Genomic DNA, 23,405 nt, shown 5'->3' with positions numbered 1-23,405 from the left:
CGTCTTATGGATGTGCACCCCGTGGAAGCCGGGCGCGAGCTGGCCGCCGCCGGTCGTCGCGATCGTGATGGTCGCGTAGCCGTTGCTGAAATCGAACTTGGCGGTCGCGACCCGGGTCCCATCCGGTGCCTTCAACTGGGTGGTGATGATCTGCGCCGCCGGCGGCTGTTGCTGCTGCTGCTCCCCCTGGGCACCCGCGGCCGCCGACGGCGCGGGCGAGCCCGTCCACACGGACGGAGTGGTACCGGGCACGGTTGAGGCATGCTGCGGCGACGAGCACCCGCTCACCAACGCGACACAGGCGGCCGCGGCTAGTGCGGAGGTGGCTGCGACGTTGCGGTGCTTAGGCATAGCGGAAGCGTATCCCGAAGGTGCCCTTGTGCGAAGCGCTCAGCCCGTCACCACGACGATGACGCCGGGCGGCTGGTTGTTGAGTGCCGGTATCCGCGGCTGCACGGGCGCTCCCAGCTTCTGTCCCACGGCGTCCGCGGTGGCGTGCTCGTCGTCGGCGTCGGTGTAGTACACCGTGGTGGCCGAGACGTCCGACAGCGACAGGTTCCCGACGTCGGTGACCTTGAACCCGGCAGCCGTGAGCTGGTCCTTGGTGCGCGCTGCGACACCCTCCTTCGACGAGACGTTGTACACCCGCACCTCGGCCTGGTTCGGGGCGACCTTGCCACTGGTCGAGGGCGTGGTGCTGGTCACACTCGAAACCGGCGACGCCGATTCATCATCGGAGCTTCCCGACGAACTCAGTGCCTGCCACCCGAGCAGCAGGAAGATGACACCCAGAAACAACAGCACCATCACCATGGCCCGCAGGGGAAGCCCGGTCGAGTCGGGGACACGCTCTTTCATCGAGCCCCACTGTAGCGAGTCAGGTCACCTCGAAGCCGAGGCGCCGCGCGGCGCGCGCCTTCTGGCGGCTCGCGCGCAGCCGTCGCAGCCGCTTCACCAGCATCGGGTCGGCGGCCAACGCTTCGGGCCGATCGACCAGCGCGTTGAGTACCTGGTAATAGCGTGTCGCCGACATCGAGAACAACTCTTTGATGGCGTCTTCCTTGACGCCGGCGTATTTCCACCACTGACGTTCGAAGGCCAGGATGTCGTGTTCGCGGCGGGTGAGCCCATCGGCGATCTCAGAGTGCTCCCCCGATCGATTTGCCCGCGCCATGGCGCTGTCCATATCGCTTCCCCTGGACCCTTCCGGCGATTCTCGGTTCGTTCGAATGACTTGACTTACAGAGGGGCATCTTTCGGCGCTTATTGAACCACGGCGCGAACCCTCAAGCTGTAATACAGACCCGCGAGTCGGCCATTCGATGTGATTGCCCGGCGCGGCGCCCGGCGTCTCACGAGCGTAACGCCGCGGCGGATCCAGCCCCGCGATCGCGCACTGCCGTTACGCTCGCGAGCACTTATGAGGGGCGATCCTGGCCACGCCTAAGCTTGCCGACCATGGCAGTCGTACCCATTCGCATCGTCGGAGATCCGGTCTTGCACACCCCGACGACGCCGGTCGCCGTCGCGGCCGATGGTTCGCTACCGCCGAATCTGGCCGACCTGATCTCGGACATGTACGACACCATGGACGCCGCGCACGGGGTCGGCCTGGCCGCCAACCAGATCGGGGTCGGTTTGCGGTTGTTCGTCTACGACTGTTCCGAAGACCGCGGGCTGACCGACCGACGCCGGGGCGTGGTGGTCAATCCGGCCCTGGAGACATCCGAGATACCGGAGACCATGCCCGACCCGAGCAATGACGACGAGGGTTGCTTGTCCGTTCCCGGCGAGTCATTCCCCACCGGCCGCGCGAAGTGGGCTCGCGTCACCGGACTGGACGCCGACGGCAGCCCGATCACCATCGAGGGCACCGGATTGTTCGCGCGGATGCTGCAGCACGAAACCGGCCACCTCGACGGATTTCTCTATCTAGACCGTCTCATCGGCCGGCACGCCCGCAGCGCCAAGCGGGCCGTCAAGTCACACGGTTGGGGTGTTCCCGGACTGTCCTGGCTGCCGGGCGAGGGGCCGGACCCGTTCGGGCACTGATGGTCTCGTGGCCGGAGCCGGGAACCCGGGTGACGGTTCGCTATCGGCGGCCCGCCGGCTCGGTGCCGCCCCTTACCGACGCGGTCGGGCACCTGTTGACGGTCGACCCGGTGGTGCGCGTGCGTACCAAGACCGGCGCCGTCGTCGAGTTCGCGCCGGGCGACGCCGTCGCGCTCCGGACACTGACCGATGCACCGCTGCGCACCTCCGGGATCCGCGCGCTCGAGCACGCGCTCGCGGCGGCCTGGCCGGGCGACGACCGGGCTTGGCTGGACGGCTGGCTGGTGCGGGCCGGCCAGGAGAACCGGTTGGTCACCAATTCAGCTGTGCCACTGGATGTTTCGGCTCATACCGGGACCATACCCGCGATACACGCCTGGTATGAACGGCGCGGCCTGACACCTTGGCTGGCCATCCCGGATCGTCTACTGTCGCTGCGCGCCGGCGCAATCTGCGAGCACACGGAACGGCTGCTGGTGCGCGACGTCTCGTCCAGTGGTCAGCCGCACCCGGCCGTGGCGCTGTCGGCCGGCCCGCCGACCGCCGCCCTCGGCGGGGAGCTGATGTTCGGCAGCCACGCGGGCGGAGCGGTCGTGCGCGCGGCGGTGACCGACGCGCCCGACGGCACGCGCTGGGTCGGGCTGTCGGCGATCCGCGCTTCCGACCAACGCGTCGCCATGGAGCTTTGCGAAGCCCTGTCGTCCTGGGGCGCGGTCCGCGGCGCCACCCGCGCCTACCTACTCGCCGACGAGCCGGGCGCCGCGGGCCTTGCCGAATCGATGGGCTTCCGGCTGCACCATCGCCGCCGCTACTTCCGAACGATGGCTAACGTCTAGTCATGCCCGACGGCAGGACTGACGGCGACGACCCATCCTCCACCCGCGGGAGGGCCCCCCACCTGAGACTCGCCACGTGGAATGTGAATTCGATTCGCACCCGACTGGACCGCGTCCTCGACTGGTTGACCCGCGCCGAGGTCGACGTGCTGGCCATGCAGGAGACCAAGTGCTCCGACAGCCAGTTCCCCACCCTGCCCTTTTTCGAGGTCGGCTACGAGGTCGCACACGTTGGGTTCAACCAGTGGAACGGCGTGGCGATCGCCTCTCGCGTGGGTCTCGACGATGTGCGCGTCGGCTTCGCCGGGCAGCCCAGCTGGAGCAGCAAGCCGGAGGTGGCCGCCACCGCGGAAGCCCGGGCGATCGGCGCCACCTGCGGCGGCATCAGGGTGTGGAGCCTGTACGTGCCCAACGGCCGCGCGGTGGGCGATCCGCATTACTTTTACAAACTGGATTGGCTTGCGGCACTGCGCGATACGGCAGCCGGCTGGCTGCGCGACGATCCCGCGGCACAGATCGCACTCGTCGGCGACTGGAACATCGCCCCGAGGGACGAAGACGTCTGGAGCACCGATTTCTACGCCGGGTGCACCCACGTCTCCGAGCCGGAGCGCCGCGCGTTCGACGCGATCGTCGACGCGAGATTCGCCGACGTGGTGAGACCGTTCGCCCCGGGTCCCGGGGTCTACACCTACTGGGACTACACCCAGCTTCGGTTTCCGAAAAGACAGGGAATGCGCATCGATTTCATCCTCGCCTCGCCCGCGTTGGCCGGCCGGGTGACCGCCGCGCAGATCGTTCGGGAGGAGCGCAAGGGGAAGGCGCCCAGCGATCACGCGCCGGTGCTCATCGATGTGAGTCCGGTGCGTGAGGCGTAAGATCGGTTACTCGTTGTATGCACGTTGGTAACGTGGCAGGCTTTCGCTGATAGGTGCTAGAAAAGTATTTTCGTTGTTGCTGTTAACTGTCCGTTCAACGGGTATACACCTTGTCGACGCAGTCCCAGCGAGAGCGATGAAGACCAAGGAGTCATCATGGGTGTCGTCGGCGGGGCAGTACGCAACGTTGGCAAGACGGTGGGCCGGGCCGCGGACGCGACCACAGCCGCCGCGGGGGCCGTCGGCGGGGCCGCGGTCAACGGGCTCGTCGGCGGCGTGACGGGCGCCGCGGAGGGTATCAAACGCGGAGTCAGCAGCGGCAGTCACTCGACGCCGGCCGCTGCCCTGGCGTTGGGAGCGCTCGGCGTCGCCGGCTTGATCGAGTGGCCCGTGCTGCTGGCCGTCGGTGGCGGCGCGCTGCTCTTGCACAGGATGCAGCGCAAGCCCGACACCGCCGCGGCCAAGGGTAACCTCAAGCCGGTGCCGTCGGCGGCCGCTCCCAAGAAAGCGGTAGCCCAAAAGGCCCCCAGCAAGCCGGCCAAGAAGGCGACCGGGCGGCGGGCCGGCGCGGCCGAATTGCGCAGCACCAACTAAACGCAACCGTTGCGGGGAGCCCTTGAGCATCGTCACGTCGCTGCCACAGTCGCTGCCGTTTCGGGCTCTCACCGACATCGCGAGCATCGCGGCGATCCCACTTCGGGAAGGCGCCCGCGCACTCACCGGCGACCTTCCGCATGAGACGCTCAGCCGCCGCTGTTGGCGGGGCCGGAGTCGCGCCTGGATCGAGGTGCGCGGCTTGGACGGCGAAAACGAACTCGGGCGCGCCGTGCTCGACGCGGTCCGGGCCCACCCCGGGGTCGGTTCGGCCAGTCTGAACTATCCCCTGTCGCGGGTGGTCGTCGGCATCGATGATCAGCGCACATCCCTGCGCGACCTGTGCCGAATCGTCGACGCCGCGGAAAAGAGTTGTCGCACAACCAAAGACACCGGGCCGCGTCCCCCGAGTCTCCCCGGCGACGGCGTGGTGGCCGCGACGCGCGTCGCCACCGTGGCCGTGGGCGCGGCGGGCCTCGGCTTCGCGCTGGCGGGTCGGGCGCTGCACTGGCCGCGGCTGCCGATCGGTGTCCAGGCCGCCGTCGTGGCGGTTGAATACCAGCCCTGGCTGCGTCGCCTGATCGAAAACCGCATCGGCGGTCCAGCGACCGACACCGTGCTGACGTTGGCCATGGCGACCGTGGAAACGGTCACCCAGGCGCCGGCGTCCTTGTCGGTGGGGCTGCTGATGCAATCGCTGAAAGCCGCCGAATGCCGTGCCGCGGCGCGTGCCTGGCGTCAACACGAACCGGAGCTGGCGCGTCACGCCGACCAGCCACCCGGCGACGAACTGTCGCCGCCGCGGCCACCGCGCGCCCGACCCATGGAACGCAACGCGACTCCTTTCGCGCTGATCCAGGCCGTCAGCGCCGGGCTCGTCGGCGCCACAACGCGCAACCTGAACATGGCCGCGACGGCCGTGCTGGTGACCGCTCCCAAGGCCAGCCGAACCACCCCGGAGGCGTTCGCGACGGCGCTCGGGCGCGGATTGGCCGATCGCCATGCGGTCCTGGCGCTGCGGCCGGAAGCGCTGCGCCGACTGGACCGGGTCGACACCATCGTCGTCGACCCGCGGGTGCTGTGCACCGACAGCTTGCGGGTCGCCCGCATCCGCGGCGCCGACAACGGCGACCTGACCACCGCGTGGAACCGCGCCCAGCTGGTACTGGAGAGCAACGGCCACCGGCCGGGCTGGCACCCGGTGCCCGGCATGTCGGCCGGCGGGCGGGCTTCCGAGGTGGAGGCGCTTTTCCGCCCCGGCCACGACCCGCTGGCGTCGGCCGTGATCGCCGAGGCTCATCGCACCGGAGCCGAACTGGTCTCGGTGGACGTCGACGCGCTGGGCGAACTGCGACCGGCGTTCGACGACCTGCGGCCCCTGGAAGTCGTGGAAGGCGCGGTGGGGACCGACAAGTCCATCGACGACGCGATCGCCCGGGCCGTGGCGGAATTGCAGGCAGCGGGCGGCACGGTCGCGCTATTGTCATCGGCTGCGGCACAAGCCATTTCGTCGGCCGATGTGGCACTGGGTTTGATGCCGAAGGGTCGGCGCGACTCGCTGCCCTGGTGCGCCGATCTCCTGCTGCCTGACCTGGCGGCCGCATGGCGGGTGCTGCACGCGCTGCCGGCGGCCCGCGCCGCCACCCAACGGGGCCACGGAATCTCGGCCGGCGCGACGGCCATGGGGTCGCTGCTGATGATCCCGGGCATCCGCGGCCTGGGGCCGGGACCGGTGACCACCGGCGCGGTGGCCGGTCTGCTGTCCGGGTACTTGTTGGCGCGCGGCATCTTGAGCGCGGACGCGCCTCGCCCGGCCGCCGTGCGCGAATGGCATGCGATGTCGGTCGAGCAGGTCCGCCGGGCCCTGCCACCACCCGAGCCGGCATCCGACACGGCCGCGGACGTGGATCGGCGGGGCACGGATCCGGGCGGATCGGCGCCGGCGTTCTGGCAGCTGCTCAAAGCAATCCGCGCCGAGCTGACCGACCCGCTGACGCCGGTGCTGGCCCTCGGGTCTGCGGCCAGTGCGGTGCTCGGGTCGCCCGTCGACGCGGTCCTGGTCTTCTCGGTATTGACCGGGAACTCCATACTCGCGGCCAGCCAACGGCTGCGTGCCGAGAACCGCCTGAATCGCCTTCTCGCGCAGCAGGTTCCACCGGCCAGAAGGGTGCAAGCGGGTCCGCACGGCGAGCGGACGTACACCAACGTCATCGCGGCGCAGCTGCGGCCCGGCGATGTCATCGAAATCCGAACTCACGAGGTGGTGCCCGCCGACGCCCGGATCATCGAGGAGGTCGACCTGGAGGTCGACGAGTCGACGCTTACCGGGGAGTCGCTGTCGGTCGAAAAGCAGGTCGCGGCCACGCCCGGCACCGAGCTCGCCGAGCGTCGCTGCATGCTCTACGCCGGAACGACCGTGGTGGCCGGCACCGCGGTCGCGCTCGTGACCGCGGTCGGGGCGGACACCCAGCAGCGCCGGGCCGCCGAACTCGTGTCCGGCGACCTGCCGTCGGACATCGGGTTGCAGCACCAGCTCAGCCAGCTCACCAACCGGGCGTTCCCCGTCAGCGTGACCGGCGGTGCGCTGGTCGGCGGGCTGGGGCTGGTGCGCGGCACGGGTCTGCGGCAGGCGGTGGCCAGCGGCATCGCCATCGCGGTCGCCGCGGTCCCGGAAGGGATGCCGTTGGTGGCGACGCTGGCTCAGTCGGCGTCGGCTCGGCGTTTGACGAAGTTCGGCGCACTGGTCCGCGTCCCGCGCTCGGTGGAGGCGCTCGGCCGCATCGATGTGGTGTGCTTCGACAAGACCGGAACGCTCAGCGAGAACCGGCTGCGGGTGGCGCAGGTGCACCCGGCGCGGGGATGCTCGCCCGCGGAGGTGCTGCGCTGCGCAGCCCACGCCGCGCCGGCGTCCAACGGGGGGCCGCAGGCGCACGCTACCGATCTGGCCATCGTCGAGGCCGCCGTAGGCTCGCTGAACGGCTCCGCACCAACCGACGAGCCAGCCGCTCACCTTCCGTTCCGCTCCGGCAGGTCGTTCTCGGCGTCGGTGACCGGGGACGAACTGAGCGTCAAGGGCGCGCCCGAAGTGGTGCTGGCCGCCTGCGAGGACGTGGGCCCGAACGTGGACGACGCGGTTGCCGAACTGGCGGCCAACGGCTTGCGAGTGATCGCGGTGGCGCGACGGCGGCTGACGTCGCACGAGGCCAAGGCCATTCGGACCGATCCCGACCACATCGCGGAATTGTGCAGCGACGGATTGGCGTTGGTGGGATTCCTCGGCTTGTCAGACACTCCTCGGCCCGAGGCCGTCGGCGTGCTGGCAAGCCTGCGCGAACAAAGGGTGGGCGTGAAGCTGATCACCGGCGATCACCCGATCACGGCGCTGGCCATTGCCAGGGAGCTGGGCCTGCCGGTGACCGCCGACCAGGTGATCAGCGGTTCCGAATGGGATTCGTTGTCGCGCAAGGACCAACAGCGCGCGGCGGCCGAGCGGGTGATTTTCGCCCGGATGACGCCGGAGAACAAAGTGCAGGTGGTTCAGACGCTGGAAAGCGCCGGGGTGCTGTGCGCAATGGTGGGCGACGGGTCCAACGACGCCGCCGCTATCCGCGCCGCCACGGTCGGCATCGGCGTGGTCGCCGGGGGCAGCGACCCGGCTCACATGGCCGCCGACGTGGTGCTGGTCGACGCCCGCATCGAGGGGCTGGTGCATGCGATCGAGGAGGGGCGCCAACTCTGGCAGCGCGTGCAGGCGGCGGTATCCGTGCTGCTCGGCGGCAATGCCGGCGAGGTGCTGTTCGCGGTGATCGGCAGCGCGATCAGCGGGACTTCGCCGCTGAACACCCGTCAGCTGCTGCTGGTGAACATGATGACCGATGCGCTGCCCGCCGCCGCCCTGGCCGTCAGCAAGCCCAGCGGACCCGCGGGCATGGCCAACGCCGGAATGCGCGGCCCGGATCAGCCCGCGCTGTGGCGTGCCGTGGCCATCCGCGGGGTCACGACGGCGGCCGCAACCACGGCGGCGTGGGCGATGGCAAGCGTGACCGGGCGTCCGACGCGCGCATCCACCGTCGCGCTGGTCGCGCTGGTGGGCGCGGAACTGGGTCAGACCCTGCTGGATTCGCGTGCCCCGCTGGTGGTCCTCACGGCGGCGGGCTCGCTGGGGGCGATGGGAACGTTGATCAGCATTCCCGTGGTCAGCCAGTTGCTCGGCTGCACACCGCTGGGTCCGGTCGGCTGGGGGCAAGCTCTCGGGGCCGCCGCTGGGGCGACCGTCGCGATAGCCGTTCTGAACCGGGTTTCGGAAGGTTGGGGCACGCAGCACACGGGGCGCACGCCACCACCACTTGACTCGACCTCGCCGAACGGCGACGCGCCCGGTCGGTCTCCCGAATCTCCACCACCCCGACGCGCCAGAGCAGGGCATAAAGTTCCACTAACGGCACCCTCAGCACCAGCGCAATCGACGAAACCAGCGGATCGGCCACGGGGTCGGTCGTCGACATAGGTCCGACGGTGACCGCACTACCCGGCGAGTCGGCAAACCCTTCGTTACTGAAAGGCAAATGATGGCGGAAAAGAAGTCGCGCAAGGGGACATCGCAGCGCGAAGCCGTACAAAAGATCCGCGAGGGCGAAACGTTCGCGGTGAACGTGCCTGTGGTAGGGCAGCTGGAGATACCGCGGCCGGAGCAGTTGGCCTACTTCGGGGGTCTGGTGGCACTGGCGGCTCTGGAACTCATCGACTGGCCGGTGGCGGTGGTCATCGCCGCGGGGCACCTGCTGGCGAGCAACCACCACAACAAGATCCTCGAGGAACTCGGGGACGCGATGGAAGAGGCCTGACACGGTCAGGTGACCGCGACGGCGCGCTCGAATCGCATGGTGACCCGGGTGCCTTCCGCACTTCGCACGGTGTCGACGTCGTCGGCCAAGCCACCGATCAGGGTGAGCCCGCGTCCGCGTCGCCTGGTGCGCAGGCTCGCGGACGAATCGCTGGCCCACTGGCCGGTGTCGCTGACCGTGACCGCGACCGTGTGCTGGTGCAGGAAAGCCTCGACGGACACCGTCTTTCGCGGTTCGCTGTGGCTGCCATGTTCGATCGCGTTGGTCACCGCTTCCGAGGTCGCCAACAGGATGTCCTCCTTGCGAGACCGATCGGCCTCGATGCTTTCCAGCCAGCCGCGCAGCCGATGGCGCGCGATGCGAATCTGCGCCGGCGCGGCCGGCAGCACCGTCGCGAAGCTGCGCGCCGCGGCGTGACTGGGACGCAGCGCGAGCACGACGACGTCGTCGCGATAACCCGCCGGCGGTCTCATGCGCGTCAACAGCTCGGCACACACGGATTCGACCGGCAGGTCCACGCAGCCGGCCGCCGCGGCCTTCAGGCGGGCGAATCCGTCGTCGAGCGCCTCGCCGGCCCGCTCGATGAGCCCGTCGGTGTACAGCACGATCAGGCTCCCCGGCGCCATGTCCGCCGTCGCCGTCGCAGCGGTGGAATGATGCGCGTCGACGGCGACCGGTAGCCGCCGCCCGAATTCGAGAAACTCGGGCTCACGATCGGAAGGGATGAGCAGCGGATAGGGATGCCCCGCACAGCTGTAGCTCACGGTGGCGTGCCCGGCGCCCGGTCCCTCGGTCCCGGTGTCTATCAGGGCGTAGGCCACCGTCGCGCAGCGGGCGCCGGTGACGCTGGTCGCATACTTGTCCAGTGCGCCGAGCACAGCGGGCGGTTCGGCCGCCGTGAGCGCCGAGGCGGCGACCGCGGCGCGCAACCGGCTCATCACGATTGCGGCCGCCAGCCCGTGTCCCACGACGTCACCGACCGATATGCCGATCCGTCCGGCCGGGTCCAGGGGCGTGACCGAGTACCAGTCACCGCCGACCCGCATCGCCTCGCTGGCCGGCTCATAGACGGCCGCTACGACTGCGGCGGTCGATCGACGGTCCAAGTCGAGCAGTTGCTCTTGGAAGTCGACGGCGATCCGGTGTTCGCGCGCCATGATGCGCACGCGGTCCAAAGCAGAGGCTGCCAGCTCGGCCATTCGACGGAACGTGTCGAGTTCGGCCGCGTCGAATTCTCGCGGCGCGGGCCACATCAAGGCCAGCACGCCCGTCACGCGACCGGTGTTGTCCCGCAATGGAAGCGCCACGCACGCGCGAACGCTGGCCGCGGTGTCACGCACCGCGTGCTGATAGCGCGGCGGGAGCTCGAACGTGTCTGTGATGATCATCGGCTCACCGCTGCTCACTACGTCGACACCCACCAGCGGGGAATCGAGCGCCGCCAGGTGGTAGCGGTCGCGAAATTCCATGGGAATGTCGCCGGCGTACTCGAAGCGGACGTGGTGTTCACCGTCCACGACCCCGATCGTCGCGGCGGATGCCCCGCCCGAACCGGCCGCGGAGCTGAGCAGGACGTCCAGGATCGCCCCGAGCGAGTCGGTGGTCCGCAGTGCCGCATCGAGGTGCGCCAGGTCTACGCCCGACTCACGGCGCTGACGGTCGCGCTCGCGGGCCACCGCGGACAGTCGCGAGGCCACCCGGTCGATCAGCTCCTGCGAGCGGAACGGCTTGGGCACATAATCATCGGCGCCGCCGGCGAAACCTTGATCGACGGCCTCGGCACCGGCCCGGGCCGACAGCATGAGCACCGGCGTGGCCGCCAGCGCCGGGTCCGCGCGGATGGCCGCCACCAGGTCGAAGCCGTCGAGGCCCGGCATCATGACGTCGGTAACGATGGCGTCCGGATGGAGTTCCTTGGCCGCGGCCAGGGCCGACTCACCGTCGGCCACCAGAACGGTCTCCCAGTGCGCTGACAACACTCGGTCCAGGTGGGCGCGCATGTCGGCGTTGTCGTCTGCAACCAGCACGAGTTGGCGCGGGCCGTCGAATGTGGCCGACACGCCATGCACATCCGAAACGGAGGTCAGCCACCCCTGGGCCTCGGCCACGTAGGGGTTGGTTTCGTCCAGCATCCCGGCGGGGGACAGATCGACAGGCGTGCCCGCGACCGATCGGGGCAGTCGGATGGTGACCGTGGTTCCGCGATCCACTTCGCTGTCGATCTCGATCGTCCCGCGTTGCAGTTCGACAAGCCCACGCACCAGCGACAAGCCGATTCCGGTGCCCTCCACACTGCGCCCACGCATGTTGTCGGCCCGGTAGAAGCGCTCGAAGAGGCGGTCCAAGTCCTCGGGGGCGATGCCAACACCGGTATCGCGCAATGTAATTCGGCAATCGGTGGGCTCTGCGCGCACCGCGATCGTAATCCCGCCGCGCAGCGTGTACTTGACCGCGTTGGAAAGCAGGTTGAGCACGATGGTCTCCCACATGCCCGGATCGATGTCGGCCAGAGCGGGGCCACAGTCCAAGATGAGATTCAGCCCCGCCCGCTGGCACAGCTCCGTGAACGACGAGGCGATGTGCTCGGTGAGCGCGCCGACGTCGGTGCACACCAGGTTGGCGTTCGCCCGCCCGGCCTCGATGCGCGAGAAGTCAAGCAACGAGTCGACCAAACGCTGCAGCCGCCGTGCATTGCGTCCCGCGGTGCTCAGGCGATCCGCGAGGACACTTCCGGGCGGCGCTTCGGACAACGCGTCCTCCACCGGCCCGAGCAGAAGCGTCAGCGGCGTGCGGAATTCGTGGCTGACGTTGGTCAAGAACGCCGTCTTGGCCCGGTCCAATTCGGCGAGCGCATCGGCTCGCTGTCGTTGCTGCTCATAGGACGCTATCTGCGCGAACGTCGACGACAGCTGGTCGGCGAGCAACTGGCAGAACCCTCGATACAGCGTGTCGAGCGGCCGTCGCGGACTGATTCCGACGACCAGCGCCCCGGCCGTCCCGCCTTCGCCGAGGGGCAACACCAGCGCCTGCTCCGGGCAGTCGGCGCCCAGCACCCGCTCGATCCCCGGGATCGCCGCCGCCAGCTGATCGATGAGCCGCACCTCAGCCCGCAATCTCAAGGTGCCGTCCCACTCCGTCAGCGCGCTCAGCTCGGTCGGCAGCACGGGCAACACCGACGTTGTCGCTCCGCGCAGCGTGACCTGCCGCGCCGCGGCGTCGCGGCTGTCGTCGACGTAGACGGCGATGAACGGCAGGTCGGCCGGCTGGGCCGCGCACACCATCACCGCCACACCGACCGCCTCGTCGATGCTGCGGGCATCCATGATGGCCGATCCGAGCGCGTTGAGAAGGTGCAGGCGGCGCTCGCTGAGCACTCGCTCGGTGGTCTCGGCGACCGCGCAGAAGATTCCGGAGACGTCGCCGCCCGCGCCGATGATCGGGCCGTAGGTGAAGGTGAAGTATCGGTCTCGCCGCCGGCCTTCGGTCAGCATCGACAATTGCAGGTCGTCGGACCACGTGGCCTTGCCGGTGGCGATGACGCTGGCGAGCATGGGCCCGATCGGTTCCCAGATGTCCCACCACACCTCGCGGCCGGGACGGCCCAACGCGGCCGGGTGCCTGTCGTCGAGAACCAATGCGTAGGCGTCGTTGTAAACCAGAAAAAGGTCCTGGGCTCCCAGCCACAGCACGATCGGGAACCGCGACGTCAGCGTCGTCACCACCGCCGCACGGAACTCCGCCGGCCATTCGCCGGGAGGACCCAAAGGGTGTGCTGGCCAATCGAACTCGGCGAAGCGGCGACCCATCTCGCCGCCCAGCGCGACCGCGGCCGCCAAGTCGGGCGGCAGGGTGTTCACGAGCCCTGTTGGCGCTGCAGCGCTTCGGAAATCGTCGGGTAGATCTCGAGGACGCGATCCAGCTCGGTGACCTGAATCGGTCGCAGAACTTGCTCATTGTCCGCCACCAGCCGAACCGAGGTGCCGGTTTCTCTGCCGCCTTCGTGGCAATCGAGGACCGCGTTCAACGCCGCGCTCCCGAAGAAGGTCACCGGTTGCAGGTCGACGATCACCAGCCGTGCCGGGTGCTTCGCAGCCACCTGCAGTGCCGCGGCGAGGTGGGGAGTGAGCTGTCCGACCGTGCTGGAATCGACGTCGCCCTTGACGCGCACGAGGACAGCATCCTCCCGGGCCTCATGGTCGACCGCGAGCAACTCCATGCCTTTCACCGCCTTGAACAAGCCGATCTCCGTCGCCGGGCGCCACTGCTGTGCCCGAAGTCGGCAGCATGCCAGGGAAGTCTGTTCGAGCGTAGCGGCTACCCCGAATGCTCGGGGGGAATCCGCTCGTGCACCGTCAGCAACAAGTGATCGAACTGATTTTGGACGGCGGCGGCCGGTGGCGGCAGGGTTGAGATCTCGACGAGCAATTGCTTCGCCAGCGCGCGCAGCTTCACGTTGGTCTCTTGGGAGCGCCATTGCAGCACGCGAAAGGCCTGCTCGGCGCTGACCCGGTAGACGTACATCAGGACGCCCTTGGCCTGCTCGATGGCGGCGCGGTTTTCGAACAGGTCCGGCAGGGCCTCGTCGAGCATTTCCTGCCGCGCCTCGTCGAAGGTGTCGGTGAGGTCGATGTAGTAACCGGCGGTGCCCACCACGGCGCCGGAGTCGTCCAGCATGCGGTCGGCCACCACGATCGCGTCGTGCACGTTTCCCGCGGTGTCGCAAAACCGGTGACGACTCGAAAACGACTCCTCGGACCGCAAGGCGTAGTCCAGCAGCTCCTGGACGTGCGCCCGGTCCTCGGGATGCTTGTGGGAGAGCAGCAGACGAGTTGTCGGCACCACGGTTCCTGGTTCGTAACCGTGCATCCTGGCCACCTCGTCGGACCACTCCCAACGTTCACCGACGAACCAGAAGCGGAAGCTACCGACGCTCAAGTAGGTCGAAACGGCCTCGGTCGCCGGCGCGGGCTGTTGCACGTTTACATCTTTCCATTCGCGAAAACGTCCGGCCACCCGCATACCGCGTTCGGCGGTCTGGGGGTAACGTCGCGTGCACACCATCCATCAAGCGCGGGAGCGCACACCGAGTGCGCTGAGAGGACGGCTCGGGGCCGTCGACCGTAGGAACCTGACCGGGTAATGCCGGCGTAGGGAGATGACACATGACCGTCACAGTCGAACCCAGCGTGACCACCGGCCCGATCGCGGGCAGCACCAAGGCCTATCGCGATGTCGAGGGGTTTCCGGCGCTCAAGGTTCCGTTCCGGCGGGTCAACCTGTCCACGGGGGATCACTTCGACCTCTATGACACCTCAGGCCCGTACACCGATCCGGATGCGGTGATCGATCTGACGTCGGGCCTGCCGCCGCGGCCCGGGGTTGTCCGCGACCGCGGAACCCAGCTGCAGCGGGCCCGCGCCGGCGAGATCACCGCCGAGATGGCGTTCATCGCGGCCCGCGAGGGCATGCCCGCCGAGCTGGTGCGCGACGAGGTGGCGCGCGGCCGCGCGGTGATCCCCACCAACCACAACCACCCCGAGAGCGAGCCGATGATCATCGGCAAGGCGTTCGCGGTCAAGGTCAACGCCAACATCGGCAACTCGGCGGTGACGTCGTCGATCGCCGAGGAGGTCGACAAGATGGTGTGGGCCACCCGCTGGGGAGCCGACACCATCATGGATCTGTCGACCGGCAAGAACATCCACGAAACTCGCGAGTGGATCCTGCGAAATTCCCCGGTGCCCGTCGGGACGGTGCCGATCTATCAGGCGCTGGAAAAAGTCAAGGGCGATCCGACCGCGCTGACGTGGGAGATCTACCGCGACACCGTGATCGAGCAGTGCGAGCAGGGCGTGGATTACATGACCGTGCACGCCGGCGTGCTGCTGCGGTACGTGCCGCTGACCGCCAAGCGGGTCACGGGAATCGTGTCCCGCGGCGGGTCGATCATGGCGGCGTGGTGCCTGGCCCATCACCGGGAGTCGTTCCTGTACACGCATTTTGACGAGCTGGCCGATATCTTTGCGCGTTATGACGTGACGTTCTCGCTGGGCGACGGCCTGCGGCCGGGATCGATCGCCGACGCCAACGACGCCGCGCAGTTCGCCGAGCTGCGCACCCTTGGCGAACTGACCAAGATCGCGAAAGCCCACGGGGCACAGGTGATGATCGAAGGGCCCGGCCACATTCCGATGCACAAGATCGTCGAGAACGTGCGGCTGGAAGAGGAGCTGTGCGAGGAGGCCCCGTTCTACACGCTGGGCCCGCTGGCCACCGACATCGCGCCGGCCTACGACCACATCACCTCGGCGATCGGCGCGGCGATCATCGCGCAGGCGGGCACCGCGATGCTGTGCTACGTGACGCCCAAGGAGCATTTGGGCCTGCCCGACCGCAAGGACGTCAAGGACGGCGTCATCGCCTACAAGATCGCCGCGCACTCGGCCGACCTGGCCAAGGGGCATCCCCGCGCGCAGGAGCGCGACGACGCGTTGAGCACGGCACGGTTCGAGTTCCGTTGGCACGACCAGTTCGCGCTGTCCCTGGATCCCGACACTGCACGCGAATTCCACGACGAGACGCTGCCGGCCGAACCGGCGAAGACCGCGCACTTCTGCTCGATGTGCGGCCCCAAGTTCTGCTCGATGCGCATCACTCAGGACGTCCGCGACTACGCGGCCGCGCACGGGCTCGACAGCGAGGAGGCCATCGAGGCGGCCATGCAGGAGAAGTCGCAAGAGTTCGCCGAGCACGGCAACCGGGTGTACCTGCCGATCACCCAGTGACTTTCCTGCCTCTGGCCCCGGCGGGCAGCACGCCGTCACGCGTGCTGACCATCGCCGGGTCCGACTCGGGTGGCGGCGCGGGCATCCAGGCCGACATGCGTACCATGGCGCTGCTCGGCGTGCACGCCTGCGTCGCGGTCACGGCGGTGACCGTGCAGAACACCTTGGGGGTCAAGGGCTTTCACGAGGTGCCTCCGGACGTCGTCGCGGCGCAGATCGAGGCCGTCGTCACCGACATCGGCGTCCAGGCCGCCAAGACCGGGATGCTGGCGTCGGCGAGCATCATCTCCGCCGTCGCCGCGACCTGGCGCCGGCCGGGTCTGACGGACTCGTCGGTACCGCTCGTCGTCGACCCGGTGTGCGCGTCCATGCACGGCGACCCCTTGCTGGCGCCGTCGGCGTTGGATTCGCTTCGGGATCAACTGTTTCCGCTCGCCACCCTGGTCACGCCGAACCTGGACGAGGTGCGGCTGCTGGTGGATATCGACGTGACCGACGGGGGGTCGCAGCGCGCGGCGGCCAAGGCGCTGCAGGCGCTGGGTCCGCGGTGGGTGCTGGTCAAGGGCGGCCACCTGCGGTCGTCGGAGCGCAGCTGCGACCTGCTCTATGACGGGGCCGATTTCTACGAGTTCGACGCGGTGCGGTTGGACACCGGCAACGACCACGGCGGCGGCGACACGCTTGCGGCCGCGGTCGCCTGTGCGCTGGCGCACGGCTTCACGGTGCCCGACGCGGTCGGATTCGGGAAGCGTTGGGTCACCGAATGCCTGCGCGCCTCCTATCCGCTGGGCGGTGGCCACGGCCCCGTGTCCCCGCTGTTTCGGCTCTCATGATTGCCCGCCTCCTCCTCACTCCGTTCCGGACAGCATCGTCGGCGGGCGCATGATTGCCCGCCTCGACGAGATCGCCGGCGTCGCGCACCCGCCCTCCGGCGCTCCTTCCGGCGTCGTCGTGCTCACCCACGGCGCCGGCGGCAATCGGGATTCGGCTCTACTGCAACAGGTTTGCGACGAGTGGGCGCGCCGCGGGTGGTTCGCGGTGCGCTACAACCTGCCCTATCGGCGGCGCCGGCCCACCGGTCCGCCGTCCGGGTCTGCGGCCGCCGACCGCGCCGGCATCGTCGAGGCGATCACGGCGTGCCGCGGCCTGGCCGACGGCCCACTGATCGCCGGCGGGCATTCCTACGGCGGACGGCAGACGTCGATGGTGGTTGCCGAAGGTGAGGCGCCGGTCGACGTGTTGACGCTGTTCTCGTATCCCGTGCATCCGCCGGGGAAGCCGGAGCGCGCCCGCACCGAGCACCTGCCCGACATCACGGTGCCCACCGTGTTCGCCCACGGAACTTCGGATCCGTTCGGCACCATCGCCGAGGTGCGCGCAGCCGCCGACTTGGTCGCCGCTCCGACCGACGTCGTCGAAATCGCCGGCGCACGACACGATCTGCGCTCGAAGACCCTGGACGTGCCCGCGCTCGCCGTCGACGCCGCGCTGTGGCTGCTACGGCGCAATTAGACAGCTTGGACTGATCAGTTTAGACTGACCTTGTGGACGAGATCACCGTGTCAGCGGCGACGGCAGCCCGCGAGCTGCGGGTGATGTTCAGCAGGCTGCGGCGCCGATTGAGAGAACTCGTCACCGACGACGACCTGACCCCATCGCAGACCGCGGTCCTGAACCGACTCTGGAAGGAAGGGGCCTCATCGGCGAGCGTCCTGGCTGCAGCCGAAGGGGTGCGTCCACAATCCATGGCCACGATAGTGGCTGCGCTCGAGCAGCGGGCGCTCATCGAGCGCACGCCCGACCCAGAAGACGGCCGTCGGCAACTTATTTCGTTGACCACGGCGGGACGTCGACGCGCCGAGAGTCACCGCCAGGTGCGGGAGGAATGGCTGGCACGCGCCATCCAGGAGCGCTACTCCGAACGCGAGCGCCGCGTGATCCTCGACGCGCTGTCGCTGCTCGAGCGCCTGACCGATCAATGAAAGGACGAGGGCTGTAATGGAATTGGGAGTGCATTTCATCGACTTTCTGCCGGGAGATCCCGCGCGACTGGGCCCGACGCTGGCCGGCGCCGCGAAGGCCGCCGAACATGGTGGCGCGACCATGTTCACCCTGGCCGACCACTTCTTCCAGATGGAAAACGTTGGGCGCGCCGAGGATCCGTTCCTGGAGGGCTACACGTCGCTGGGGTTCCTGGCCGCGCACACCACGACGATCGACCTGACGTTGCTGGTCACCGGCGTCACCTACCGCTACCCCGGCGTTCTGGCCAAGACGGTAACCACCCTGGACGTGCTGTCGCAGGGCCGGTCGATGCTGGGGCTCGGCGCGGCCTGGTACGACCGCGAACACCACGCCCTCGGCGTCCCGTACCCGCCGCTTGGCACTCGCTTCGAGATGCTCGAGGAGACGCTGCAGATCTGCCGTCAGATGTGGAGCGACGACGACGGCCCTTACGAGGGCGAGCATTATCGGTTGGCCGAGACGATCTGTGTGCCGCAACCGATCCGGCGGCCGCCGATTTTGATCGGCGGCGACGGCGAGCGAAAGACGCTGCGGCTGGTCGCGCAGTACGCCGACGTCTGGAACAGCACGACGAGCGACGCCGACGAGCTGGGGCGCAAGATCGGCGTCCTCAACCGGCACTGCGAGGCGGTGGGCCGCGACCCCGGTGAAATCCGGAAGACCGTCGGCGTTTTCGCCGACCCGTTCGAGGACCCCGATGGGTACCTGAAGAACGTGGAGCGCTACGCCGAGCTCGGTGTGGACATGATCAACGTGGGACCGCTGCCCGGGAACCCCGATCCCGTCGGCTTCATCCGCCGCCTCGGCGACGAGTTGGTTCCCCGGGTCGCCGAAATCGTTTGAGGCCGGCGGTCATCCGGGGTAGCGCGAGTAGCAGGCGTCCATGTTGCCGGCGACGCCGCCGCGGAACGCGGCGATCCGGGTGAACCCGGCCGGGACACTGACGCCGTCGGCGTCACTGGCGACCATGTGGTTGGTGAGCAGACCGGAAACCGCTTCGTCGAGGTCGCCGGCCGTCAAGACGAGGTCCTTCTGCGACGGCAGGTCGATGGGTTCGGCCATCTTGCGGTGCACGAAACCCGTCAGGCACGCCGTCCGCAGCGCGGTCCACGGGCTCTGCATCGCCAGGCCCTTTTCATGCTGCACGGCCAACGCGTACCTCGACATCACGACCGACAGGGCGGTGTCGTCACCTTGCGGCAGGGTGCGTTCGCTCTCGGCTTTGGCCTTGCCCATCGCCGCCAACCCGGGCAGGTCGACCACGATGGTGTTGGTCGCCGGGCAGTACGACGCCGGCGGGCTGGCCTTGGCGTCCGAACAGTCGGCCGGCTTGTAGGACAACGTCGGCGGATTCTGCGGCGCGAAAATTTTTCCCAACAGCTCCATCAGCGTCGACAGCGTGTCTTCGTCGATGGGCACTCCGCCGGTCTCGGGGTCGCGGTTGGGATCGGCCTGCAAGGTGGTCGGCAAGTCGCCCCGGCGGTTCGCGATTTCCTGCGTGTTGATCGCCGCGCAGGCCGACGCCCCGTTGAGGAAGCCCATTTGGAAGGCGCTGATCCGATCCAGGGCCGACCCGTGTTCGTCGTCGTTCACCGTATCGGCGTCCATGACCGGGTCGCGGGTGATGATGACTCCGGCCAACACGTGATCGAGCCCGTCGGCGGTGCTCAGGGTGAAGCGCGGCGACTTACCGTCGGCCACCCAAAAGAGGTAAACGCCGGCGAAGCAATCCGCCTGCTGTTCGCGAACGATGGTCGGGTCCGCTCTGGTCACCAGTTTCGCCATCTGCTGCAGGGCATGCCCGAATTCGTGGGCCAGCACGCCGGTGACGGACATGTCGCCGAAGTAACGCTGTGCGACGGGCATGAACACTCCGCGGTCCCAGGCGATCAGATTGCACCGCCCGGTGAAGAAGGCGTTGACGAGCTTGTAGGTCTCTTGTTGGCAGACGATCGGGCTGTTGGGGTTTTCCGAGTCGTAGGACACCAGCTTGCCGACCGGAACAAAGGTTCCCTTCAGCGACTGGCTGTACACCGACTGCCAGTACTCCTCGATGTCGGTGATCGACAGCAACGACAACTTGTCGATCGGCCCGTTGTCGGTGTTGACCACCGTGCCGGTCGCGGCCGGGGCGTTCGGTCGCGGCCCGCTGGGGCCGTTTGTCGCCGGCAGGCCACCCACCCGGAACGGGTCGTTGAGCATCGACAGGGCGCGCCCCTCGACGACGGTGCTGCTGCACCCCGCCACCACGAGTACCGCTCCCGCGCAGGCGATCGCCGCCTGCACACGCCTTCCGCGCGCACACTTATTCATGACGAACCTCATCCCGACCGGGCTGCACGGCAGCATCAAGGGTTCTCATTCTAGGTCGGTTGGCTAACTCCGACAGCCGTAATTCATCCAGATGGCCGGTGCCCGAACGCCTCAGGGCCGCATCGGCGGCCACCGTGGCGGTCGGGGCCGCCTGCAACGCGTTGGCGGCGGTCGGCCCCGAGCCCATATTGGACAAATTCAGGGCCGCCGAAGCCACAAACTCCGGGACGGCCACCAAGCGACGTGACCGGCGCGCGGTAATGGCCCACAATTCCTCAAATTGCCGACTGTGCCCGCGCTACAGCCGTGTTGCGACTGGCCGGCGAAACATAAAGGGGCGGAATGGTATTCCTACCGCAAATGGCCGGTACCCGCGCCTCAAAAGGGTGGGGGTCCGTTCGGGTCGGGTTGTAGTGAGCCGCCCCGGATTTGGTGCACACTCTGGTGTGCCGCGCGTCTTGGCGGCCGCCCCTTGAGCGTAGTAGGCCGTCTCGAACTCCACAGGGGGTGTGCGGCCGAGGCGGTGCATGAGGCGGCTGGTGTCGTACCGGCCGACCCAGTCGCGGTGAGCAGATCCACGTCGGCCAGCCGGTGCAGGGGGCCGCGGCGAAACGGGGAATCCGCCCGGACAGCCTTGGTCTTGTAAAGCCCGATCGTTGTCTCGGCGAGGGCCTTGTCGATGGCGTCGCCCACCGAGCCGACCGACGGTTTCAGCCTTGCCAGCATCAGGGTCTCCCCGAACCTCACAGAGGAGGTCAAAGCACGGCCAGCCGTCTTGCGGTACCCGTTGATAACCTTCTACCTAGCCCCCAGAACCCAGATCGCACAGTCAGAACCGCAATTCGCGCTCTTTGAGGTCAGCCCGAGATGCCAGTACATGAAACGCCTCCTGAACTCGCCCTTTGACTTTTTCCGGGGCCCGAAGGAGTGACGGCGTTGCTGCCGCTGGCTTCGCTTCCGCCTGCAACGGCAGCGCATTGGCGGTCTCAGTCTCTAGATTGCAGGCCGCGCCGCCGGTCAAGGTATGTACAACTGGCCGTGAAACGCCGCAGCTTTGGCGCTAAGCGCCTGGAATTGCTGGCGTGGCTGCCGAACGAGGCCGCGATCGCCGCTGACACCTCATCGTGGGCGGCCGGCACCACGGTGGTAGTCGATGCCGCTGCCGCCGCATGGGCCTCGCTGATCGTCGATCCAAGGTGACACGTGACACCCACCCAGCGGCTCAGCCGCTTCACTTCAAGATCCGCGACGGGCGACACGGCGACAATACTCGCCCTTGGCAGGGAGTGCAGGATTCGCCGCCCCACGCTCTGGTCGCCACACCACCGCATTGCCCACGCAAGAGATCAGACCCTTCTCAAACCTCGTCCTCAACTGGACGACGACCGATAGTTTCGCGCGTCGTCCCGGCACCGGTCTAGTTCGTGTCGTCGACGCCAGCAACCCGGGGCATCGGGATCAGCGGCGACGACCATACCGCAGTTGGTGAAGGCATGCACGACAACGAATTTCAGCGCGGCTCGGTGCCCAACCTCAGCAAAGCAACGGCTTTCGCAACCGGTTCGCACGCGCCGACAGCATTGTGACGTGGCCCCAGTCGGTCTGCGGCGTCAGGAACGTGGCAGCGGAACCAACCCTCCTGGACCAATCCAATGCAGTTAATAAGCAAAATTGAGGTCTCTTGCCAGGAGTCCCAGGGACCGTACCGCGCCCAAGAGCGGGCCGGCGTCCGCCCGTCCCACCCTTTCCGCCGCATAATAGGTAGCGTTCACCTCAGACACCGTGGCGCGGAAGGCTCTCTGCTCATCGCCGCTGATTCCAGGAGGCACGTGACTTATTGTCGGTATCCGCGACACGTACGCTGGGTTGCCTAGCGCCCCGGCCGCGTGGGCCTCGGCTTGCGTGTACGCGTTGCCGGCGACGGCCAGCGGCGTAACGAATTGCCCTTCCAGGGCTTCGGCCACCTGCTGCATGTCCTGTTGAAAGCCCCGGCCGTATCGGGCAAACACCGCCGCGGCGGAGGTTGACACCTCGTCTTGGGCCGGTGCGGCCAGTGCGGTTGTGCGGCCCGCGGCGGCCGCCCTGGCCACATTCATCGCCGACTTGATTCTTGCCACGTCGGCGGCGGCCGCCGCCATCAACTGCGGCTCGGCAATCACGTGCGTCATCAACGCTCCCCTCCCGTTGTGATCTCTCAGGCCTGCATGAAACCGGCGTGGTTCAACCAGATACAACTTGTACTGCGATCCACTCGCGCTAGAGGACACACGACGCGACCTTGCCGATTGCACTCAGGACAACTGACGAAAGGAACGCGCGTTTAGCCAGACAGCCACGTCAAACCGAGCACGAGGTAAACCATTAGCCAAATCCGGCAGTAGTTTTACCGATTAGCGGCACGGCTTGTGCCTGTGCCATAATCTCTGCTCGGCTGGTGTGGGGGGACGCTCTGGGGCGTCCGCGACAGCGTGCTGATGACCGTACGAGGAAGCGAGTGTGCGATGAACTTTTTGGCGATGCCGCCCGAATTGAACTCGGGGTTGATGTATTCCGGCCCGGGCTCGGGTTCGCTGTTGCAGGCCGCCGCCGCGTGGGATGGGTTGGCCACCGAGTTGGGTGCTTCAGCGTCCTCGTTTTCATCCGTGACCTCGGAGTTGACCAATCAGGCCTGGCAGGGTCCTGCCGCGCAGGCGATGACCGTAGCAGCGGCTCCCTATGCCGGGTGGCTCAACGCCGCGTCGGAGCGGGCCGCCGGTACGGCACTGCAGGCCCGCACAGTGGCGAACCTTTTCGAGGCGACGCAGGCCGCCATGGTGCATCCGGCGGCGGTGGCTGCCAATCGTAATGGCTTGGTGCAGTTGGTCATGTCGAACCTGTTCGGCCAAAACGCCCCGGCGATTGCGGCCGTCGAATCCGAATATGAACAGATGTGGGCTCGAGATGTCGCCGCGATGGTGGGCTATCACTCGGGAGCATCGCAGGCGGCTGCGGCTTTAGCGGCGGCGACCTCGGCGGATTTCGGTACAGAACTTTTAGGCCTTCTGGGTAAAATCGGATTTAAAGCCTTAATTGCGGTGG

General features: G+C 68.0%; 19 protein-coding genes, 4 pseudogenes and 1 riboswitch. Of the genes and pseudogenes, 12 read left to right on the top strand and 11 right to left on the bottom strand.

The window, feature by feature from the left end; genetic code table 11:
* From JO059_RS20700 to JO059_RS20690, 3 genes and pseudogenes are all read right to left on the bottom strand, one after another.
* Positions 1-351: pseudogene (locus JO059_RS20700) on the bottom strand (superoxide dismutase); the annotation flags it as partial.
* Between the two features lie 39 nt (positions 352-390).
* Positions 391-858, bottom strand: coding sequence for a LytR C-terminal domain-containing protein (locus JO059_RS20695; protein WP_293322183.1), 468 nt, complete (start codon positions 856-858; stop codon positions 391-393).
* A gap of 19 nt (positions 859-877) precedes the next feature.
* On the bottom strand, positions 878-1,186 hold the full coding sequence (locus JO059_RS20690) for a DUF3263 domain-containing protein (protein WP_293322181.1): 309 nt from the start codon (positions 1,184-1,186) through the stop codon (positions 878-880).
* Positions 1,187-1,458: 272 nt separating this feature from the next.
* Here JO059_RS20690 and JO059_RS20685 point away from each other — a divergent pair, with 272 nt between their 5' ends.
* The 5 genes and pseudogenes from JO059_RS20685 to JO059_RS20665 form a co-directional block, all read left to right on the top strand.
* Complete coding sequence (locus JO059_RS20685) at positions 1,459-2,052, top strand: peptide deformylase (protein WP_293322179.1); 594 nt, start codon at positions 1,459-1,461, stop codon at positions 2,050-2,052.
* Positions 2,052-2,888 carry a GNAT family N-acetyltransferase gene (locus JO059_RS20680; RefSeq protein WP_293322177.1) on the top strand — a complete coding sequence of 279 codons (837 nt, stop codon included), beginning with the start codon at positions 2,052-2,054 and terminating at the stop codon, positions 2,886-2,888. Before JO059_RS20685 ends, JO059_RS20680 begins: the two co-directional genes overlap by 1 nt.
* A 62-nt stretch (positions 2,889-2,950) precedes the next feature.
* Positions 2,951-3,766: an exodeoxyribonuclease III gene (locus tag JO059_RS20675; RefSeq protein WP_293322193.1), complete on the top strand. Its 816-nt coding sequence runs from the start codon at positions 2,951-2,953 to the stop codon at positions 3,764-3,766.
* A gap of 156 nt (positions 3,767-3,922) precedes the next feature.
* Positions 3,923-4,360 (top strand): hypothetical protein, encoded by a 438-nt coding sequence (locus JO059_RS20670; RefSeq protein WP_293322175.1) that lies wholly within the window; start codon positions 3,923-3,925, stop codon positions 4,358-4,360.
* A 631-nt stretch (positions 4,361-4,991) separates the two neighbouring features.
* Positions 4,992-8,591 (top strand): annotated as a pseudogene (locus JO059_RS20665) (cation-translocating P-type ATPase); the annotation flags it as partial.
* Here the strand turns inward: JO059_RS20665 and JO059_RS20660 are convergent.
* On the bottom strand, positions 8,557-8,865 hold the full coding sequence (locus tag JO059_RS20660; protein WP_293322190.1) for an Rv1535 domain-containing protein: 309 nt from the start codon (positions 8,863-8,865) through the stop codon (positions 8,557-8,559). The pseudogene JO059_RS20665 and the gene JO059_RS20660 overlap by 35 nt on opposite strands.
* A gap of 60 nt (positions 8,866-8,925) precedes the next feature.
* Between JO059_RS20660 and JO059_RS20655 the strand changes: the two genes are divergently transcribed.
* The gene (locus tag JO059_RS20655) at positions 8,926-9,204 is read left to right on the top strand and encodes a hypothetical protein (RefSeq protein ID WP_293322173.1); all 279 of its coding nucleotides are present in this window, start codon (positions 8,926-8,928) and stop codon (positions 9,202-9,204) included.
* A 5-nt stretch (positions 9,205-9,209) separates the two neighbouring features.
* On the opposite strand, the gene JO059_RS20650 is transcribed toward JO059_RS20655, so the two are convergent.
* The 3 genes from JO059_RS20650 to JO059_RS20640 all read right to left on the bottom strand — a co-directional run bounded on the left by JO059_RS20650 (position 9,210) and on the right by JO059_RS20640 (position 14,181).
* Positions 9,210-13,061, bottom strand: coding sequence for an ATP-binding protein (locus JO059_RS20650; protein ID WP_293322171.1), 3,852 nt, complete (start codon positions 13,059-13,061; stop codon positions 9,210-9,212).
* A complete protein-coding gene (locus tag JO059_RS20645; RefSeq protein ID WP_293322187.1) occupies positions 13,058-13,420 on the bottom strand; it encodes an STAS domain-containing protein in 363 nt (120 codons plus the stop codon). Before JO059_RS20645 ends, JO059_RS20650 begins: the two co-directional genes overlap by 4 nt.
* 98 nt (positions 13,421-13,518) lie before the next feature.
* A complete protein-coding gene (locus tag JO059_RS20640; RefSeq protein WP_293322169.1) occupies positions 13,519-14,181 on the bottom strand; it encodes a PAS and ANTAR domain-containing protein in 663 nt (220 codons plus the stop codon).
* Positions 14,182-14,264: 83 nt separating this feature from the next.
* Positions 14,265-14,375: riboswitch (TPP riboswitch) on the top strand.
* Between JO059_RS20640 and thiC the strand changes: the two genes are divergently transcribed.
* From thiC to JO059_RS20615, 5 genes are all read left to right on the top strand, one after another.
* Entirely contained in the window at positions 14,367-15,989 is a 1,623-nt protein-coding gene (thiC, locus tag JO059_RS20635; protein ID WP_293322167.1) for a phosphomethylpyrimidine synthase ThiC, read from the top strand. (Overlaps the previous riboswitch by 9 nt.)
* Positions 15,986-16,822, top strand: coding sequence for a bifunctional hydroxymethylpyrimidine kinase/phosphomethylpyrimidine kinase (gene thiD / locus JO059_RS20630; protein ID WP_293322164.1), 837 nt, complete (start codon positions 15,986-15,988; stop codon positions 16,820-16,822). Before thiC ends, thiD begins: the two co-directional genes overlap by 4 nt.
* 49 nt (positions 16,823-16,871) lie before the next feature.
* The gene (locus JO059_RS20625) at positions 16,872-17,501 is read left to right on the top strand and encodes an alpha/beta family hydrolase (RefSeq protein ID WP_293322162.1); all 630 of its coding nucleotides are present in this window, start codon (positions 16,872-16,874) and stop codon (positions 17,499-17,501) included.
* A gap of 32 nt (positions 17,502-17,533) precedes the next feature.
* Complete coding sequence (locus JO059_RS20620) at positions 17,534-17,971, top strand: MarR family transcriptional regulator (RefSeq protein WP_293322160.1); 438 nt, start codon at positions 17,534-17,536, stop codon at positions 17,969-17,971.
* Between the two features lie 16 nt (positions 17,972-17,987).
* Positions 17,988-18,857 (top strand): LLM class F420-dependent oxidoreductase, encoded by an 870-nt coding sequence (locus JO059_RS20615; protein ID WP_293322157.1) that lies wholly within the window; start codon positions 17,988-17,990, stop codon positions 18,855-18,857.
* A gap of 9 nt (positions 18,858-18,866) precedes the next feature.
* Here JO059_RS20615 and JO059_RS20610 read toward each other — a convergent pair whose 3' ends face one another.
* From JO059_RS20610 to JO059_RS20595, 4 genes and pseudogenes are all read right to left on the bottom strand, one after another.
* Entirely contained in the window at positions 18,867-20,339 is a 1,473-nt protein-coding gene (locus JO059_RS20610) for a peptidase (protein ID WP_293322185.1), read from the bottom strand.
* 460 nt (positions 20,340-20,799) lie between these two features.
* Positions 20,800-21,083 (bottom strand): annotated as a pseudogene (locus JO059_RS20605) (IS3 family transposase); the annotation flags it as partial.
* A gap of 276 nt (positions 21,084-21,359) precedes the next feature.
* Positions 21,360-21,562 (bottom strand): annotated as a pseudogene (locus JO059_RS20600) (PE family protein); the annotation flags it as partial.
* A 423-nt stretch (positions 21,563-21,985) separates the two neighbouring features.
* Positions 21,986-22,495 carry a PE family protein gene (locus JO059_RS20595; RefSeq protein ID WP_293322155.1) on the bottom strand — a complete coding sequence of 170 codons (510 nt, stop codon included), beginning with the start codon at positions 22,493-22,495 and terminating at the stop codon, positions 21,986-21,988.
* Positions 22,496-22,828: 333 nt separating this feature from the next.
* Here JO059_RS20595 and JO059_RS20590 point away from each other — a divergent pair.
* Positions 22,829-23,405, top strand: a 577-nt coding sequence (locus tag JO059_RS20590) for a PPE family protein (protein WP_293322153.1), incomplete at its 3' end; no start/stop codon positions are given.

The sequence above is a fragment of the Mycobacterium sp. genome (assembly GCF_019247615.1).
GTDB lineage: Bacteria > Actinomycetota > Actinomycetes > Mycobacteriales > Mycobacteriaceae > Mycobacterium.
This window is presented reverse-complemented; position numbering and strand designations above follow the sequence as displayed.